The sequence below is a fragment of the Rhizobium sp. 05N430 genome (assembly GCF_056396985.1).
The window spans coordinates 115,827-131,300 of sequence record NZ_JBFTMO010000015.1 but is presented as its reverse complement, the minus strand read 5'-3'; the positions used below and the strand labels follow the sequence as shown (position 1 = coordinate 131,300).

General features: G+C 59.4%; 14 protein-coding genes and 1 pseudogene. 9 read left to right on the top strand and 6 right to left on the bottom strand.

The window, feature by feature from the left end; genetic code table 11:
• Positions 1-184: 184 nt before the first annotated feature.
• The 3 genes and pseudogenes from dnaE2 to AC1DJO_RS24475 form a co-directional block, all read left to right on the top strand.
• Positions 185-713 (top strand): annotated as a pseudogene (dnaE2, locus tag AC1DJO_RS24485) (error-prone DNA polymerase); the annotation flags it as partial.
• A 248-nt stretch (positions 714-961) separates the two neighbouring features.
• Positions 962-1,270 carry a type II toxin-antitoxin system TacA family antitoxin gene (locus AC1DJO_RS24480; RefSeq protein ID WP_112386889.1) on the top strand — a complete coding sequence of 103 codons (309 nt, stop codon included), beginning with the start codon at positions 962-964 and terminating at the stop codon, positions 1,268-1,270.
• Complete coding sequence (locus tag AC1DJO_RS24475) at positions 1,270-1,812, top strand: GNAT family N-acetyltransferase (protein ID WP_112386888.1); 543 nt, start codon at positions 1,270-1,272, stop codon at positions 1,810-1,812. The genes AC1DJO_RS24480 and AC1DJO_RS24475 overlap by 1 nt, the downstream gene beginning before the upstream one ends.
• A 586-nt stretch (positions 1,813-2,398) precedes the next feature.
• On the opposite strand, the gene AC1DJO_RS24470 is transcribed toward AC1DJO_RS24475, so the two are convergent.
• The 6 genes from AC1DJO_RS24470 to AC1DJO_RS24445 form a co-directional block, all read right to left on the bottom strand.
• The gene (locus tag AC1DJO_RS24470; protein WP_112446034.1) at positions 2,399-2,800 is read right to left on the bottom strand and encodes a carboxymuconolactone decarboxylase family protein; all 402 of its coding nucleotides are present in this window, start codon (positions 2,798-2,800) and stop codon (positions 2,399-2,401) included.
• Between the two features lie 18 nt (positions 2,801-2,818).
• A complete protein-coding gene (locus AC1DJO_RS24465) occupies positions 2,819-4,327 on the bottom strand; it encodes a sugar ABC transporter ATP-binding protein (protein WP_112446035.1) in 1,509 nt (502 codons plus the stop codon).
• 1 nt (position 4,328) lies between these two features.
• The gene (locus tag AC1DJO_RS24460; protein ID WP_112446036.1) at positions 4,329-5,378 is read right to left on the bottom strand and encodes an NHL repeat-containing protein; all 1,050 of its coding nucleotides are present in this window, start codon (positions 5,376-5,378) and stop codon (positions 4,329-4,331) included.
• Positions 5,375-7,498, bottom strand: coding sequence for an ABC transporter permease (locus AC1DJO_RS24455; protein ID WP_112517600.1), 2,124 nt, complete (start codon positions 7,496-7,498; stop codon positions 5,375-5,377). The genes AC1DJO_RS24460 and AC1DJO_RS24455 overlap by 4 nt, the downstream gene beginning before the upstream one ends.
• A gap of 73 nt (positions 7,499-7,571) precedes the next feature.
• Entirely contained in the window at positions 7,572-8,588 is a 1,017-nt protein-coding gene (locus tag AC1DJO_RS24450) for a sugar ABC transporter substrate-binding protein (RefSeq protein WP_112446038.1), read from the bottom strand.
• Between the two features lie 49 nt (positions 8,589-8,637).
• Positions 8,638-9,621 (bottom strand): ABC transporter permease, encoded by a 984-nt coding sequence (locus AC1DJO_RS24445; protein ID WP_112446039.1) that lies wholly within the window; start codon positions 9,619-9,621, stop codon positions 8,638-8,640.
• Positions 9,622-10,041: 420 nt separating this feature from the next.
• Here AC1DJO_RS24445 and AC1DJO_RS24440 point away from each other — a divergent pair, with 420 nt between their 5' ends.
• The 6 genes from AC1DJO_RS24440 (at position 10,042) to rsgA (ending at position 15,074) form a co-directional block, all read left to right on the top strand.
• Positions 10,042-10,938 carry a MurR/RpiR family transcriptional regulator gene (locus AC1DJO_RS24440; RefSeq protein WP_442208283.1) on the top strand — a complete coding sequence of 299 codons (897 nt, stop codon included), beginning with the start codon at positions 10,042-10,044 and terminating at the stop codon, positions 10,936-10,938.
• Positions 10,931-11,575: a cysteine hydrolase family protein gene (locus tag AC1DJO_RS24435; protein ID WP_112446041.1), complete on the top strand. Its 645-nt coding sequence runs from the start codon at positions 10,931-10,933 to the stop codon at positions 11,573-11,575. The genes AC1DJO_RS24440 and AC1DJO_RS24435 overlap by 8 nt, the downstream gene beginning before the upstream one ends.
• Positions 11,572-12,891 (top strand): glutamine synthetase family protein, encoded by a 1,320-nt coding sequence (locus tag AC1DJO_RS24430; protein WP_112446042.1) that lies wholly within the window; start codon positions 11,572-11,574, stop codon positions 12,889-12,891. Before AC1DJO_RS24435 ends, AC1DJO_RS24430 begins: the two co-directional genes overlap by 4 nt.
• Positions 12,888-13,637: an N-formylglutamate amidohydrolase gene (locus tag AC1DJO_RS24425; protein WP_112446043.1), complete on the top strand. Its 750-nt coding sequence runs from the start codon at positions 12,888-12,890 to the stop codon at positions 13,635-13,637. Before AC1DJO_RS24430 ends, AC1DJO_RS24425 begins: the two co-directional genes overlap by 4 nt.
• 121 nt (positions 13,638-13,758) lie before the next feature.
• Positions 13,759-13,986, top strand: a complete 228-nt coding sequence (locus tag AC1DJO_RS24420; RefSeq protein WP_148194358.1) for a hypothetical protein — start codon at positions 13,759-13,761, stop codon at positions 13,984-13,986.
• A 65-nt stretch (positions 13,987-14,051) separates the two neighbouring features.
• Positions 14,052-15,074 (top strand): ribosome small subunit-dependent GTPase A, encoded by a 1,023-nt coding sequence (gene rsgA, locus AC1DJO_RS24415; RefSeq protein ID WP_112446044.1) that lies wholly within the window; start codon positions 14,052-14,054, stop codon positions 15,072-15,074.
• Positions 15,075-15,474: the final 400 nt, after the last annotated feature.

Here is a 15,474-nt window from a genome sequence, read left to right as displayed (position 1 = left end):
ACCACCTTCGACAAAATCTCGATCCGCTGCAGATCGCGTTCGCTCATCGCAATCAATCCCATCTGCAATCTCCCAGACGTCATTCAGACCCGGGGAGTGTGACATTCCAACTTTGCAGAAACAGGACATTCTAACTTTGCGGCTACACACGATGATCGCATAATCCACATTATGGAACTCACTGCAGCAGGAGCCGGCGGTGGCACGTCGGGAGATGACGGATGGCCATAACGTTATCTAGGATTGCAGCGATACCGGGCTGCCCCTGCGGCAGCATCCGATTGCCTTCCTCCGCGAGGATCTTTCGGCGCGCAACATCATCACCTGCGCCGATGCGGTGAGCGCTCGCGACGTGCGATGGGTCTATACGACCGGCCTTGTCCTCGTGCGCCAAAAGCCGGGATCCGCAAAAGGCTTCATGTTCATCACCATCGAGGACGAAACCGGCCCGCCAACCCTGTCGTCTGGCCGACGCTGTTCGAGAAGCGCTGGCAGGTCGGTCATCTCGTTGCCCATCAGCTGTTCGACCTGTCTGGCGATCTCGACCTCGCCGATCGCGACGAGGCCTTCAGATTGCCGGCCGGCCGCGGCGACGCTTTTGCTGAGGGCCGGATCCGCGGGATACACCGAAGCCGGTCATCGCTCCGCGCGATATGTTCGTTCCGGACCTTCATATCGACACACTGAAGATCAAGGCGCGGAATTTTCACTGATAGCGGTGCGGTTGCGTGAATTAAGGACCCCTGCTGTTTTTCACGATTGCTGAACGTTGAAGTCGATGGTTCTGTTTCTTCGACGACAACAGCAGCGCTGCCGGAACAGCCGATCAAAAGAATCATGGACGCAGTTCGATCGTCATTGTACGTATGTATGACGTACAATGATCCATCTGCTAACTTGACGTGTACGTCGTTTAGACGTACATACATAATGACACTATTATCCTGACCAGGAGGCGATGATGGTTGCTTTCAAAGATATGACCGCAGAGATCGATGAGCCAAGCGACGCACGTATGGGCTTTCGTACGAAGGCGCGGATCAAGACAGCAATCCAACGTGCTGCTGCGCTGTCCGGTGTGGACGATTCGGCTTTTACCATCAACGCGGCTTATCAAGCGGCTATGACCACGATTGCCGCTCATGAACGGACCCTTTTGCAGCCGGCCGATCATGCTGCCTTTTTTGCGGCACTGGACAATCCGCCAGAGCCGACAGATAGCCTTAAGGCAGCTTTCAAGCGCCATAGCGCGACTGTCGTCTCAAAATAATGCCGCAGAGTGAGGCACCAAAGCCGATCATCGAGCCGTTCGATCCTTCGAAGCACGATCGGGCGGCGTTTTCTTGCGGGATTGAGCAGGTCGATAACTTTTTCCAGAAGACGGCAAACAAGCTTCAAAAGAGCGACAATCTTCGTGTTTTCGTGATGACTCGAGACGGAGGCCTAGTGATGGGCTTCTACGCCATCAACAACCATGCCGTAGACTATACCGAGCTTCCGAAGAAGTTTGCCCGTGACCGCCCCGGACACGGCTCAATTCCGGCCGCCTACATCTCGATGATCGGTCGCGACCTGAAATTCGCGGGCAGCGGTTACGGCGGCGATTTGCTGATCGACTGTCTCATGAGAATAGCGCGGATCTCCGATGAGATAGGGACGGCTATCGTCATGCTCGATGTCCTTGATTGCGGTGATGCAGCGCGAACCGAGAGGCGGGTGAAGCTTTACAAGCGATACGGCTTTCAGCCCTTGGCCACCAACGCGATGCGGATGTTCCTCGCCGTCGCAACGATCAAGAAGATGTTCGACTAACGCCCTGCCGCTCAGACGTCCTTCGACGATTTTCCCGTAAAGATTCAATGCCAGTTTATAATGTGAGGCAGGGCGCCCGAACCGCCGCGTCGTAAACCCGGAGCACCATGCCACGCTAGTGCTACCTGATTTCGTTGCGCTCATTCTCCATGCTGGCAAAAGCTGCTGTCGCCGTAGCGTCGGCTGACCGAAAAGCTGGTTTGCACCGCTATCGATTGCCTGTGAGTGCCTCTACTTCCTGAAGGTATTCCTCAGCCTGTCTGGCCAGATCGGCAAAGAAATCCTTGGCGACGGCGGAAGCCGAATAAACGGCCGGTTCGGCGCCCAGCCGGATAGGCGATCTCACGTTCGAGCGTGAGGATCGTCTCGTCGCGCAGGTGGTGAAGAATGCCGAAGGTCTCAATATCGTTCCAAAGCGTCGAACACCAACAAACGCATCCGACGCTTCATGCCCGGGGACACGGATCTTGCCAATGTCACCCAGCAACGGTTGACCGACTTGGGGCGAAGCCTTTGCTTCCTATTTGCGGGAAAGTGGCTGATGCCCTACCCTCAAGGCGGCCATAATGCGCTTGGGTTAGCTTCTCTAGAGAAACGCCTCATCGACCGGAATTTGCATCGCGGTGACAAGATGATTTGTTTGCCCTGCGAGCCCTATCACCGCCAGCAGTTCCGCATGCTGAGCTTCAGTCATGCCACGCGCCTTCGCTGCGGCCGTGTGCGAATGGACGCAATAGGAACAGCCATTTGCGGTAGAGACCGCTATGTAGATCATCTCGCGCGTCAGCGGATCGAGGACGCCTTCGACAGCCATGACGGCCTTGAGGCTTTCCCAAGTGCGCTTCAGCAAGGGCGGATCATTGGCGAGGCCACGCCAGAAGTTGTTGATGAAATCCGACTTTCGGGTCGCCCGGATATCGTCGAAAACGGCCTTCGCAGCCGGGATCACTTCGATTTCGGCATCGGTCAGGAGTTTCACGGTCGCCATTGTCGTTCCTTTCGCTCGTCAGTGGACGGCAGCGTACATGATCTTTGCCTCGGTGGAATCGCCTGGCGAAAATTCCTCGACGATCCGGCCCTGCCTGCAGACAAGGATGCGGTCCGACAGGTTCATGATCTCTGGCAGATAGGATGAAATCACCACGACCGCCAATCCGCGATCGGCGAGCTCATTGATGATCTGATGGATTTCAGCGATGGCGCCGACATCGACGCCGCGGGTCGGCTCGTCAAAGATCACCACCCGCGGCTCCTGAACGAGACCCTTGCCAATCACGACTTTCTGCTGGTTGCCGCCTGACAGTTCAACGACGCGCGCGTTGTCGTTGATCGCGCGGATGTTCAGCTTGCTCGTCCACTCGACGGCAAGCTTGTGCATCTCGCTCTTGCTGATGATGCTGCTCTTCTCGCGGTCGGCGGACAGAAGACCGCCGAAGATATTCTCGGCAATCGACATCGTTTCGAAAAAACCCTCGCTCTTTCGATCCTCGGTGACGTAGACGATGCCGTCCTTCACCGCCTCGCGGGGAACGTAATAGCGGACGGGCTTGTCATCGAGCTCGACAGAGCCGCCGCGCTTGAAGTCGCGCTTGTAGATGCCGGAGACGACCTTGAAGGTTTCGGTCCGGCCCGATCCGATAAGCCCGAAGACGCCGGTGATCTGTCCTTCGAAAATCGAGAACGAGTTGTTGCGCACAACATTGCTCATCGACAGGTCCTGAACCGAGAGCACCTTCTTGCCGGGCTTACGGATGGTGGATGAATCACGCTTGCGATAAAGCTCTCCGGTGAGCGTTCTGCCGACCATCGCCGCGATGATCTTTTCCCGGTCGAACTCCGACGTGTCTCCCGATGCGACGAGTTCACCATCACGAAGGATGGTGATGCGATCGGCGATCGCCAACGCTTCCTCGAGCGCATGGCTGATGAAGACGATCGACACTCCCCTCGCCTTCAACCGCCTCACGAGTGCAAAAAAGTGGCGCTTCTCTTCAGGGGTCAGCGTTGCAGTCGGCTCGTCGAAAATGATGATCTCGGCATTGTGGTGAACGGCGCGGGCAATCTCGACCATCTGCTTCTTGGCGGCACCCAGGGTTTCGACCATAGCCGTCGGATCGACAGGGAAGTTGAGTGACTGCAAAAACTGCTGAGCGGAGATGTAGATGCCGCGCAGGCGGTTCAGAAAGCCTTCCGTCCCCAGATAGAGATTTTGTGCCACCGTCATGGACGGTACGAGACTGGTCTCCTGGAAGACCATTGCGATGCCGGCGTCCAGCGCCTGGTACGGCGAGCCGTAGCTGACCTCCTTGCCATGGTGGGTCATGGTACCGGACGTCCGTTCGACGACACCGGCGATGATCTTCGTCAGCGTCGACTTGCCGGCGCCGTTTTCGCCCAGCAGCGCGTGGACTTCGCCCTTGCGCAAATCGAAGCTGACATTCTTGACCGCGGGAACGCCGCGATACTCCTTGGTGACGTTCTCCAGGTGGACGATGATCTCGTTTGCTGCCGCCATTCTATCTGACCTCCGCCACATCCATGGATACGAGCATGCCGGCGCCCTTGCAGGTGATGAATAGCCTGCCCTCGTGTTCGGCAACGCTGGTGGTGCCGTGCCTGATGCCATCGGCGCGGCTGTGCAGGCTTGATAGCGGTTGCAGCCGGGCATCAAGCTTGACGACCAGACCGTAGGAGCGGCTCGGTGACCAAGGCTTGTGGATTCCCATGGTCTTGATGCCGCCGCACTGCAGCGGCTCGAGAAAACTCGTTCCCGATGAGAGCGATGGCGCGATCCAGAATTCGGGCGGGACGCTTGCCATCATGTCTTCACGATACCGCTGCTCCTGAAGAACAAATTCGATCAGGCGGTTACGCGGAGCAAAGATCGAGAGCCACGCTCCCCCATCGGCGGCCTGAGAAAGCCGCGCTGGGTATCCGGGAAGATTGTCGACCACTGTCTCTATGGGGCCTGATGCCGAGATCCTGACGATCCGGTGATGCCAGGCTTCGCTGACGGCAACGCCATCGGAATTTGCCAGAAGCCCATAGGGGAATGCCAGGCCGCCGGCGACCTTGCGCGGCGCCCGGCTGCCGGGTTCGATCTTCCAGACGCTTCCTGAGCGCCCTTTTGACATGAGATCCCGTGCCCATTGATCCGGCGCGATGCGATCTGCACCATTTGCCAGCCACAATGCCCCATCGGGGGCGAAGGCAAGCGCGGTGATGCACCTGATCTCTTTAGGGAGCGGCAGCGCTTCGCGATCGAGAACGAGTGAGCCGGACACTAGAGCGATCGCCAGCGTCCCCGACGCCGACGCCGCCGTTGCGCAGATTTCCGCATCGAACTCCTGCAACACCTCTTGTTGCCCTGTGGACGAGATAGAAAGCAGTTTTCGTCCGGACGAGACGACGAGCCGGCCATCGTGCACGAGCGCATTGTCGACGTCAGGAAGTGTCGCGATCAGCGGCGCATCGTCGAGCGCCTGGTTCGGACGAAATGCACCGTCGAGCGGCGGGATGGTCACGGCCTTGCCGCGAAACAGATCGAGGATCGGATCGAAAATCATCGAGCGCTCCCCCAATAGGAGGACGGCCCGGTCCATGTCTGACTGGCGCTCGAGAGCTTGTAGCGGCCGACGCGGTTATTCAGGATGCCCCCGACGTAGAGATAGCCCTTGTGCTCGCGCATCGATGTGACCATCGGGTGTGAGACACCGGAAAGATCGGCCATGGCATCACGGATGGTTCCGGTCTCATCGAATTTGACGATGCCGCCGGTGTTAATGTTCGGAAACAGCCAGTCGTCCTGAGGGAGGCGCCGGGTCATACGCTTGCGCATGCCTGGGTGGCGAAGCGACAGGTCGAAGCTTGGTGTTCGCATGCCGAGCCAGGCCATCCAATAGGTGCCGTCCGAGGCGCGATTGATATTGTCGGGATAGCCAGGCATATCAGCGATCACGCATTCGGCGGTCCCGGCCTTCGGCCCCTCCAGCCAGTAGCGGTGAACACGGCAGGCCCAGCTTTCGGCAAAGAAGATTGAGTTGCCGTCATGGGCGACGCAAACGCCGTTGGTGTAGCGATACCCATCCAGCAGGGTCTTGGTCTTGCCAGTCTTTGGATCGTAGACCAGCAAGCGGCCCGTCGCGCGGTTTTCGATCGAGTCCAGCGCCCAGTCATGCGCGTCGTATCGCTTCGTCGAGTCGGTGAAGTAGATCCGGCCGTCGGGCGCGATGTCGCAGTCGTTCGGGTCGCGCAGCCGCGCGTCATCGACGACGGAAGTCCAGGACCTCGATGTCTCGGCCGTCAGCTTGGTCACCGTACGGTCCGGCGCGATCGAATAGAGACCCATCGCACCGACACAGCTGATCAGGTTGCGGCCCTTGTCGAAGGCGAGGCCCAGCGGGAAGCCGCCGACATGGGCAAAGACTTCCGAGCGCTGGTAATCAGGGGCGAAGAAGCGGACGATCTCGCCGTGACGCGTGCCGCAATAGAGATTGTCGTCATCATCAAGGATGACATCCTCGGGACCTTCGAGCTCGCCAAGGCCGATATATTGCGTCTGCGACAACCGGTCGTCCAGCGCATAGGGCGTGCCCGAACCGGGGACGGCGGATTGCGCTTCCCCCATGCGCAGGTAGACGGGAGCGACATAGACTTCGTTCAAGACCTTGTGACGGTTCTTCAGCCATCTGATATCGATCGTGACGGCGACTGCCAGCATCAGGCCGAGTACCATCTGGTTGGTGCCGGTTCCGTAACCCAGCCGGATAAGACCGTTGGTCATGACGAGGACGATGATTGCGCCCATCAGGCCCTTGATGACCGACCCTCTTCCGCCGCCAAGACTATTGCCGCCGACGACCGCCGCCGTAAGCGCCAGAATCTCGAGGTTGAGGCCCGTGCCGGGCCCTGCCCCGCTCAGCCGGCAGGCAATCAGGAAGCCTGCGATCGAGGAGCAAAGCCCAGAGAATACATAGGTCAGGAACACGGTCCGCTTGACCTTGATGCCGGCATTATGCGCCGAGCGGCGCGAGCCGCCGACGGCGAGAATATGCCAGCCTGGGCGCGACCGCGTCAGGGCAATATGCGTCAGGACGATGAAGACGATCGCCGTCAGGACGGACACAGATATGCCGAGCACCGTGCCATCGCCGACGAAATCCCAGACGTCGGACATGGCCGAGGACATCTGGATCTGGGCGGCGAAATTGACGACGAGGATGTCGTAGACCGCTCTGCCGATGATGAAGGTCACCAGCGTCGTCAGAAATGCCCGGAGCCTGAGAAAACCGACCAGATAGCCGTTGATCGCACCGAAAGCGACACCGGTCGCGATCGAGGCCAGCAGGGCGACCCAGACGGGCTGCTCGAAGATGAAGAAGGTGGAGACGGCCGCAAAGCAGGACAGCGCAAAAATCGAACCGACCGAAAGATCGATCCCGCCCCCCAGCATGACGACGGTCAGCCCGGTGACGACGATCGAGAACTCGCCGAGCTGACGGGTCGAATCCTGGAGCGAATTGATCTTGAAGAAACCCGGGATTGCCGAGCCAAATCCGGCGACGACGATCACCAGGGCAAGGAATGGTATTGCATTGTCGGTCCAGCGCTTGGTCAGGATCTCGCCGGCGAGGTGATCCGGGATCAAATTGTATCGCCACGCCTGCAAGCGTTCTCTGAATGTCATGTGTATGGACCGGATGAGATGGGGAAGACGTGCGAAGCCCCTCGGCCGAGGGGCTCCATTTGCAGACAGGTGCTTACTTCGCAGCCGTCTTCAGTGCCTTGAGGTCCCAGCAGCTGTCGGGCTTCAGGTCCGCCTTGGTCGTCGCCTTTTCCAGGGTGTAGATATAAGCCTTGGAGGTGCCGGCAGGCTGGCCGCTCTGCAACAGGAATTTGATGATGGCGTTGATGTCGCGCGACTGGTGATGAAGTTCGGTCATCACGACAGCGCCGTAGGTGCCGTTTTCCAGATTATCGCAGTCGGCAGCCTTTTCACCGCCGCCGGTGGTGACGAGGAACACCTTGTCCTGCAGCTTGGCATCGCGAATGGCCGCAGCTGCACCCGAGGCGTCGCCATCCCAGAAATCGATGATGCCGCAAATATCGGGGTGCTGTTGGAGCATCGTCGTGGTGACGTTGCGGGAGGTCGTCGCATCCCAGTTGGAATCGGGTTTCGCGACCACCTGGAAATCCGGGTTCTTCGCCAGAACCTTGGTGATGCCTGCATATTGGTAGAGGCTGGAGGCATTGACCTGGTCGCCCTGGACGAGGCCGATCTTCTTCGAGGAATTGGGCCCGCAGCCCTTGATCACCGCTTCGGCTTCCAGCTGGCCAAGGCGGTCCCAATCGCTGCCGACGAAAGCGTCAGCGGCGAAGTTTGCAGGATTGTCGATCAGGATGACGTATGTGCCGGCGGCTTGCGCCTTCTTGAGCAGACGCGCGTAGGAGTTCAGGTCCGGCGAATGGACGATGAGGACATCCGGCCGGGTGTCCGAGGAGATCGCCTCGGTGATCGCCTGAGCGCCGGCCTCGACGCTCCAGTTGGGGTCGCGGGTCTCGAACACGCCGCCGAAGGCCTCAACTTCGGTCTGGAGATAATGCGCCCAGCCCTGCGCGAGGTCGAAGCCCATGGCCATCGGAACGAGCATCACCCGCTTGCCTTTGAGGGCCTGGGAATAAGCTGCCGGACCCGGATCTTCCTGCGCTGGAGCGGCGGTTACGAAAACCGACAGCGACAAAGTCGCTGCGGCAAAGAGTGCCTTCACGTATTTCATGGGGTCCCCCGATGAGTTGACGGATGAATTCGTTCGTCCCGCGCCACGTTCAGATGTCCCCCTGCTGGGCCGTCTGCTCGTCACGCGGATTGAGAAGCCCGTCGATTACGATGGCGACGAGCAGGATCGTGGATTTGATCAGGTTCTGGTAGATCAGCGGGATGTCGATGATGGTCATCGCGTTCAGCATGATGCCGATCAGCGCCGACCCGAACAGCACGTTGCGAACGCTCCCCTTTCCCCCCGAAAGGCCGATCCCGCCAATCACCGCGACCAGCACGATGTCATAGAGGAGCGTCGAGTTGACGACGCGCGTATTGATCGAGTGAAGGCTGGCGGCCGTCAGCAGGCCGGCAAGAAACGCGACGAGCGCGGAGAGGACGTAACGAAAGACCAGCATCGGCCGGACGGGCATGCCCGCGTTGCGGGCGGCGACCGGATTGTCCCCGGCATAATACACGTAGCGTCCCCATTTGGTGTAGCGAAGGAACAGGAAGATAACGAACGCGAGAGCGGCGAAAATGAAGACCTCGATCGGGATGTCGAGAAAGCGCAGGCCGCCGAACAGCTGCAGCCAGTTGTCGGGCGGAACCGGCACGGCATCCTGGGCGATCAGCTGCGAGCGCACGAAGCCGAAGACGAACGAACCGCTGGCAAGGGTGACGAAGATCGCCGGCACATCGGCATAAGCGACCAGAAAGCCGTTGAGCAGGCCGATACCGACGACCCCTGCGAGCACAAGGGCGAGCCCTTGCCAGCCGGAGCTTCCATCGTTGAGCAGCTGGAGATACCACGCGACGGACATCGCCATGACGGCGACGGCCGACAGATCGATGCCACGCCCGATGATGACGACGGCCATTCCAAGCGCCAGGATGCCGAGCACGGATACCGAGCGGATGATCGAGACGACGTTTTCGGCCGTGAAGAAACCAGGCAGAGTAGCCGACGCCACGATAAAGATGATGACGGCGATCGCGGCCACGATCGTCTCCTGGCTCAACGCCGTCAGATGCAGTCCGCTACGTTTCATTCCACGTCCCCAAATCACGCGAAGCCTGCCGATGCGCGGGAAGATCGTCAAAGTTTGAGGCCCCTAAATACAGCCGGAGTTGGAGAAGGAATTTCGACGCAAAGAGGCTTTCGCGCGAAATCAAATTCTCGGCGCTCCTCCACGCCAATGCGCGGAGCGGTGCATGCTGTACGGTGCTATTCGACTTGTTCCCGCAGTCTGTTGCTGCGTTGCGAGAACGTTAGGCCTCTGCCCGCCGCGATGTCAATATCATTTCATGATGGGATGAAGCGCAAAGGCTTGAAATGAGATCGACAAGAAACGGGGACGGTGCCACAGAAGGGACAATCTGAAAAATTCCTTTCACATTTTGCCATTTTACTGTATTTCGCAGATTGAAATTCAGGGGGAGCAGCCGTGACGGACGTCAGGACATTGCTGTTGGATCAAAAGCTGGTGCTGACGCCGTCGGAAGAACGGATCGTGCAGATTCTGCTGGCCGACTATCCGGCGTCCGGCCTTGGTACGGCCGGAAATCTCGCCAAAAAGGCAGGCGTCAGCGATGCGACTGTCGTTCGTCTTGCGGTCAAGCTTGGCTTTGAGGGTTTTCCCGATTTGCAGAAGCGGTTGCTGTCGGAAGTCGAGGCCCGTCTCCATTCTCCATTGCTGATGATGGAGGCAAAGAGGCACGATGGCGCGGTCCAGGGCATTGCAGAGGCCTATCTTCACGCTGTCTCCGAGACCATCGACAAGACGATCGGCGCGACGCCCAGCAATACCTATGATAAGGTCGCCAAGATCATCATGGCGGCCAAGGGACGCGTCGGCCTGGTCGGCGGCCGCTTCAGCCGCCACATCGCCGGAATGCTGTCCGGATATCTGTCGCAGTTTCGGCCGAACGTGCAGGATATCGGCACGCTTTCCGCACAGTCGTTCGACATTCTGGTCGACTATGGCAAGCGCGATGTGCTGATCGCCTTCGACTACAGGCGATATCAGAACGACGTCATCGCCTTTGCCTCGCAGGCCGCCGATCGCGGAACATCCGTCATCCTGTTTACCGATCAGTGGCTCTCGCCGATTGCGGAACATGCCGAAGTCACGATCATCTGTCCTCTGGACGTCCCTTCGCCCTACGACACGCTGGCACCGGCCGTGGCCCAGATCGAGGCGCTGGTAGCACAAATTCTCGCCTCGCTCGACGATGCGACGCGCAGGCGCGTTGAAAGCCTCGAAGCTGTGCGTGCCTACAATGCCGTCACGCTCGATGGCGCCGACAATGTCAGCTCCACCCAACCCGGCCCCAAGCGCACGAAAGGTACCACAAGCGATGCCTAGCCCACTTCTGAGGCGGGATGCCCCATACGTCCCAGGCGAAACGGCGATCTTGCTCGTCGACATGCAGCGCATCTGGCTGGAACCGGGGCTCGATCCCGATCATCCGGAGCGTGGTCCCGATCACTATTTCTACCGCCAGACGGCATCGGTCACCATTCCGAACAACGAGCGCCTGCTTGCAGCGGCAAGAGCGAACGGCATCGAGGTGTTGCACACGATCATCCAGAGCCTGACGGAGGATGGCCGTGACAGATCGCTCGATCACAAGCTGACGCCAATCCATATCCCGCCAAGCAGCCCTGAGGGCTTTCCTCCTGAAAATCTCGGCCCGAGGAATGACGAGATCCTCATCCCGAAGACGTCGTCCGGCGTCTTCAACTCGACCAACATCGACTACGTTCTCAAGAATCTCGGCATGCGCTACCTGATCATCTCTGGCATCATGACCGACCAATGCGTCGACATGGCCGTCAGAGACGCGGCAGATCGCGGTTACTACGTGACCTGCGTATCCGACGCCTGTGCCGCCGCGTCCCAGGAACGCCATGACATCGCCTTGAAGGCATTCGGTGGCTATTGCTGGGTCACCGACACCGATACGGTCGTCAACCGCCTGGCTGCGAGGTCAGCTGCATGACCGGCGCCGGGGCTCTGACCGGGATCGTCACGACCGACATTGCTGCGGTGACCCGGGGCCGCTTTGTCGCCAGCAGCGCTTTTGAAAAGATGCTTACGGGCGGCGTCGGCTGGCTGCAGGCGAACCTTTCGCTGACGCCGTTCAACGTCATCGCGCATCCCAATCCGTGGGGCTCCTCGGGCGATCTGCGATTGCTGCCGGATGCGGCAGCACGGTTTCGCACCGCAAAGACGGGCTCGGACACGCCATTCGATATGGTGCCGGGCAACCTTGTGGAACTGGACGGCCAGCCATGGGGATGCTGCACCAGATCCATCCTGGCAAATGCTCTCGATGACCTGAAGGCACAGACCGGACTGACGATCGTTGCCGCTTTCGAGCATGAGTTCAAACTGCTGGAAGCCGGTCTGCCGCGCGAACATGTGATGTCCTTTGCCGGCTTGCGGCGCGTGGATGGCTTCGCCTCGCAGGTGATGGAGGCGCTCGATGAAGCCGGCCTCAAACCAGAAGTCATCATCTCGGAATATGGCGAGGACCAGTTCGAGGTGACGAATGCACCGTCAACAGGACTTGCAGCCGCCGACCGTGCCGTCGCTCTGCGCGAGATCATCCGCGAAATCGCCCGTAACCGCGGCTGGAAGGCGTCATTTGCGCCGAAGACATCGCCATCATCGGTCGGAAACGGCGTCCACATTCATTTCAGTCTCGTCGGGGCCGATGGACAACCCGCCTCCTATAACGCTTCAGGGCCATCGGGACTGTCGGAAGCGGCTGGCGCCTTCTGCGCCGGCATCCTCAAGCATCTTCCCGCGATCACCGCATTAACGGCGTCGAGCGTATCCTCCTACTTTCGTCTGAAGCCGCACAATTGGAGCTCTTCCTACACTTGGCTCGGCGACAAGGACCGGGAAGCGACCCTCAGGATATGCCCGACGGTGACGATCAGCGGCAACGATCCGGCGAAAAGCTTCAACGTCGAATATCGTGCTGCCGACGCGACGGCAAATCCCTATCTGGCGCTGGCGGCCATTGTTCGCGCCGGTCTGGAAGGCCTGAAGGCGCGGCTGCCCTGTCCGCCCGTTCACTCCGGCGACCCCGACGAACTGACGGAAGCAGACCGCGCAGAGCTGGGTCTTCGACGGCTCCCGGAAACGCTTGAGGACGCCCTCGAGGCACTGCAAGGCGATCCGGTCGTCGCATCATGGTTCCCGAAGGTATTCCTGGATACATTCACCGGAATGAAGGCGTTCGAAATCAAGTCGCTTGAAGGCCTCGACGAGGAGGCGACCTGCGCCAGCTACAGGGCGGTCTATTGAGCAGCCGGACATCAGATTTTCACGCGTGGCCAGATCCGGTCGAGGTGCTCAACGCCGAAGGCCAGTCCGAGATCGTGCTGATTTGCGAGCACGCCTCGAATTACATTCCGGAGGTGTTTGACGGCCTCGGGTTACCGCCCGAAGACCTGGTTCGCCATATCGCCTGGGATATCGGAGCAGAAGCCGTAAGCCGCGCGCTTTCATTGCATCTCGACGCCCCGTGTTTCATCGGCAAGTATTCGCGGCTTCTCATCGACCTCAACAGGCCGCCCGGAAGCCCGACAAGCATTCCCGAGCGATCCGAAGCAACCGATATTCCCGGCAATTTCCTGCTTGGGGCCGAAGACAGGCAACTCAGAACAGACAGAATATTCACGCCGTTCCAGGCTGCAATCTCGCGGCATCTCGACCTGCGCCAGCAGCAAGGACGGCCAACCAAGATCATTGCGATCCATTCGTTCACACCAGTGTTCCTGGGAGAGCAGCGCCCCTGGCATGCCGGTATCCTGTTCAGCAGGTCGTTCGGATTGGGCAGGCAGATGATCAACCGTCTGACGGAGATCACCAAGCTGAGGATCGGCGCGAACGTGCCCTATGTCATCGAACGGATGAGCGACTACGCCATCCCTGTCCATGGCGAAGACCGGAGGCTAGATGCCGTGCTGGTGGAGATCCGCCAAGACCTGATCGGATCCGCTGATGGTCAGTTGCGCTGGGCGCGTTATCTTGCTGAGGCCTTGAGCTGAAGCCCGCATGTTCGCGATGCCTTCCTGAGCGCCGGCGGGAAATGCGCATCTTTATTGCCGCGTTGATTAATCGCATTTTGTGCTAATAAGTGGTAGATGACAGCCGACTGCACATGAGCCGTTGAGCATCATTCTCGAAACTGCGAAACGTGGGCCGGTACTGGAGAACTTTTTGGGTTGGAAAACACCGAAGTTTGAATATGTGAACGGCTATAAGATCGTTGAATTTGATGGGCCTGCCTTCAAGGTCTATGACGGTGACCGTCAACTCGGGGAAGATTTCCCCTATCCCGGCGAGGCTGCGGCCTATGCAACCTCTCTGCCAAAGCGGGATCAGCCACGCCGCTAGGCGCCAACCCGCGAAACAGCATTGAGGGCGCCCGTTATGACAACTTATCCGGATACGGTGCAGGATTGACCCGCTTACCCATACCTTCACCGCTCGAACTGCTTGGGTGGTCTGAATTCTTCGCGAAACAGGTCCAGCCCAGCGAGGTGGACTTGGTTCCCAGACGTATCGCTTCGGTTCACCGCGCACGCATCGAGGCAGTCGATGTCACTGGGCCAGTCGGACTGGAACTTCCAGCCCACGCCAACACTGCTGACTATGCGGTGGGCGATTGGGTTCTTGCCGATCCCCTGACCGATATGCTTGTCAGCCGTCTCGATCGGAAAAGTGTCTTTCAAAGGCGCCCGGAAGGTGGACGTGGCCATCAGCTTGTTGCGGCCAATATCGACACACTGTTCATCGTGACCTCGTGCAATGCCGATTTCAATCTCGCCCGGCTGGAACGCTACCTGATCATGGCGATCCAAGCCGGCAGTAGCCCGGTGATTGTACTGACAAAGGCCGACGTCACTGAAGACGCCCGCCGGTTCATGGCGGAAGCCGGGGCGCTACAACGGGATGTGCCTGTCGTCGCCGTGAACGGGCGCTCTGCCGATGCGGTGTCGCAGTTGAGACCTTGGTGCGGCGCAGGTCAGACGGTCGCGCTGGTGGGATCCTCCGGTGTCGGAAAATCGACGCTTGTGAACACAATGACGGGGTCGGAATCTGACGCGAAGCAAAAGACGGGCGCAATCCGGGAATATGATTCACAGGGCCGGCACACGACCACGGCTCGATCCCTGCACGCAATTTCAGGCGGCGGCTGGGTCATTGATACGCCAGGAATAAGAACACTTTACGTGAGCGATGTTGCCGACGGCATAGATACACTCTTTGCTGAAATCACCGAGCTGGCGCCGCTTTGCCGCTTTCGCGACTGCACCCATGCCCGTGAACCCGGATGCGCCGTCCGGGCAGCTGTTGCAAGTGGCGCCCTGTCCGCCGATCGCTTGGAACGCTGGCGCAGCCTGCTTGCGGAAAACCGTGAGCGAACACCTGTCTTGAGCGGACCACGCGGCAACAAGATCGTTCGCAAGAAGAAATATTGAACGCCTGTGGCGGGCGTCGCGTAAGCGGCGTTGGCAGGACCCGGCCTCGATTCGTATTCCGGCGGCTGCAGGGCAAAAGTTTATCAGCGCATCTTTCCTACCGTCATGCCCCGCCGGCACGGCTTATTTCTCGGCAGGGCCACGCAAGATCGGCAGCAGCAGATAATCGTTCCGGTTGGGATCGAAGGCAACGATCTCCAGACCGCACGAAAATGCCTCCTGCAGACCCCCGCGTAGCGAAAGGAGATCGGAATCGTCAAACGTGCTGTTAACGGCAGGTGGCACGCGAACTCGCGTGCATTGGTCCCATGGCTGTCCCGCGGCGCGACCCTGCATCGCTGAAATTCCTGGTGTTGAAGTCGATGCAGCATTTCCGCGCCGCCCTTCGAGCCACTCGCCG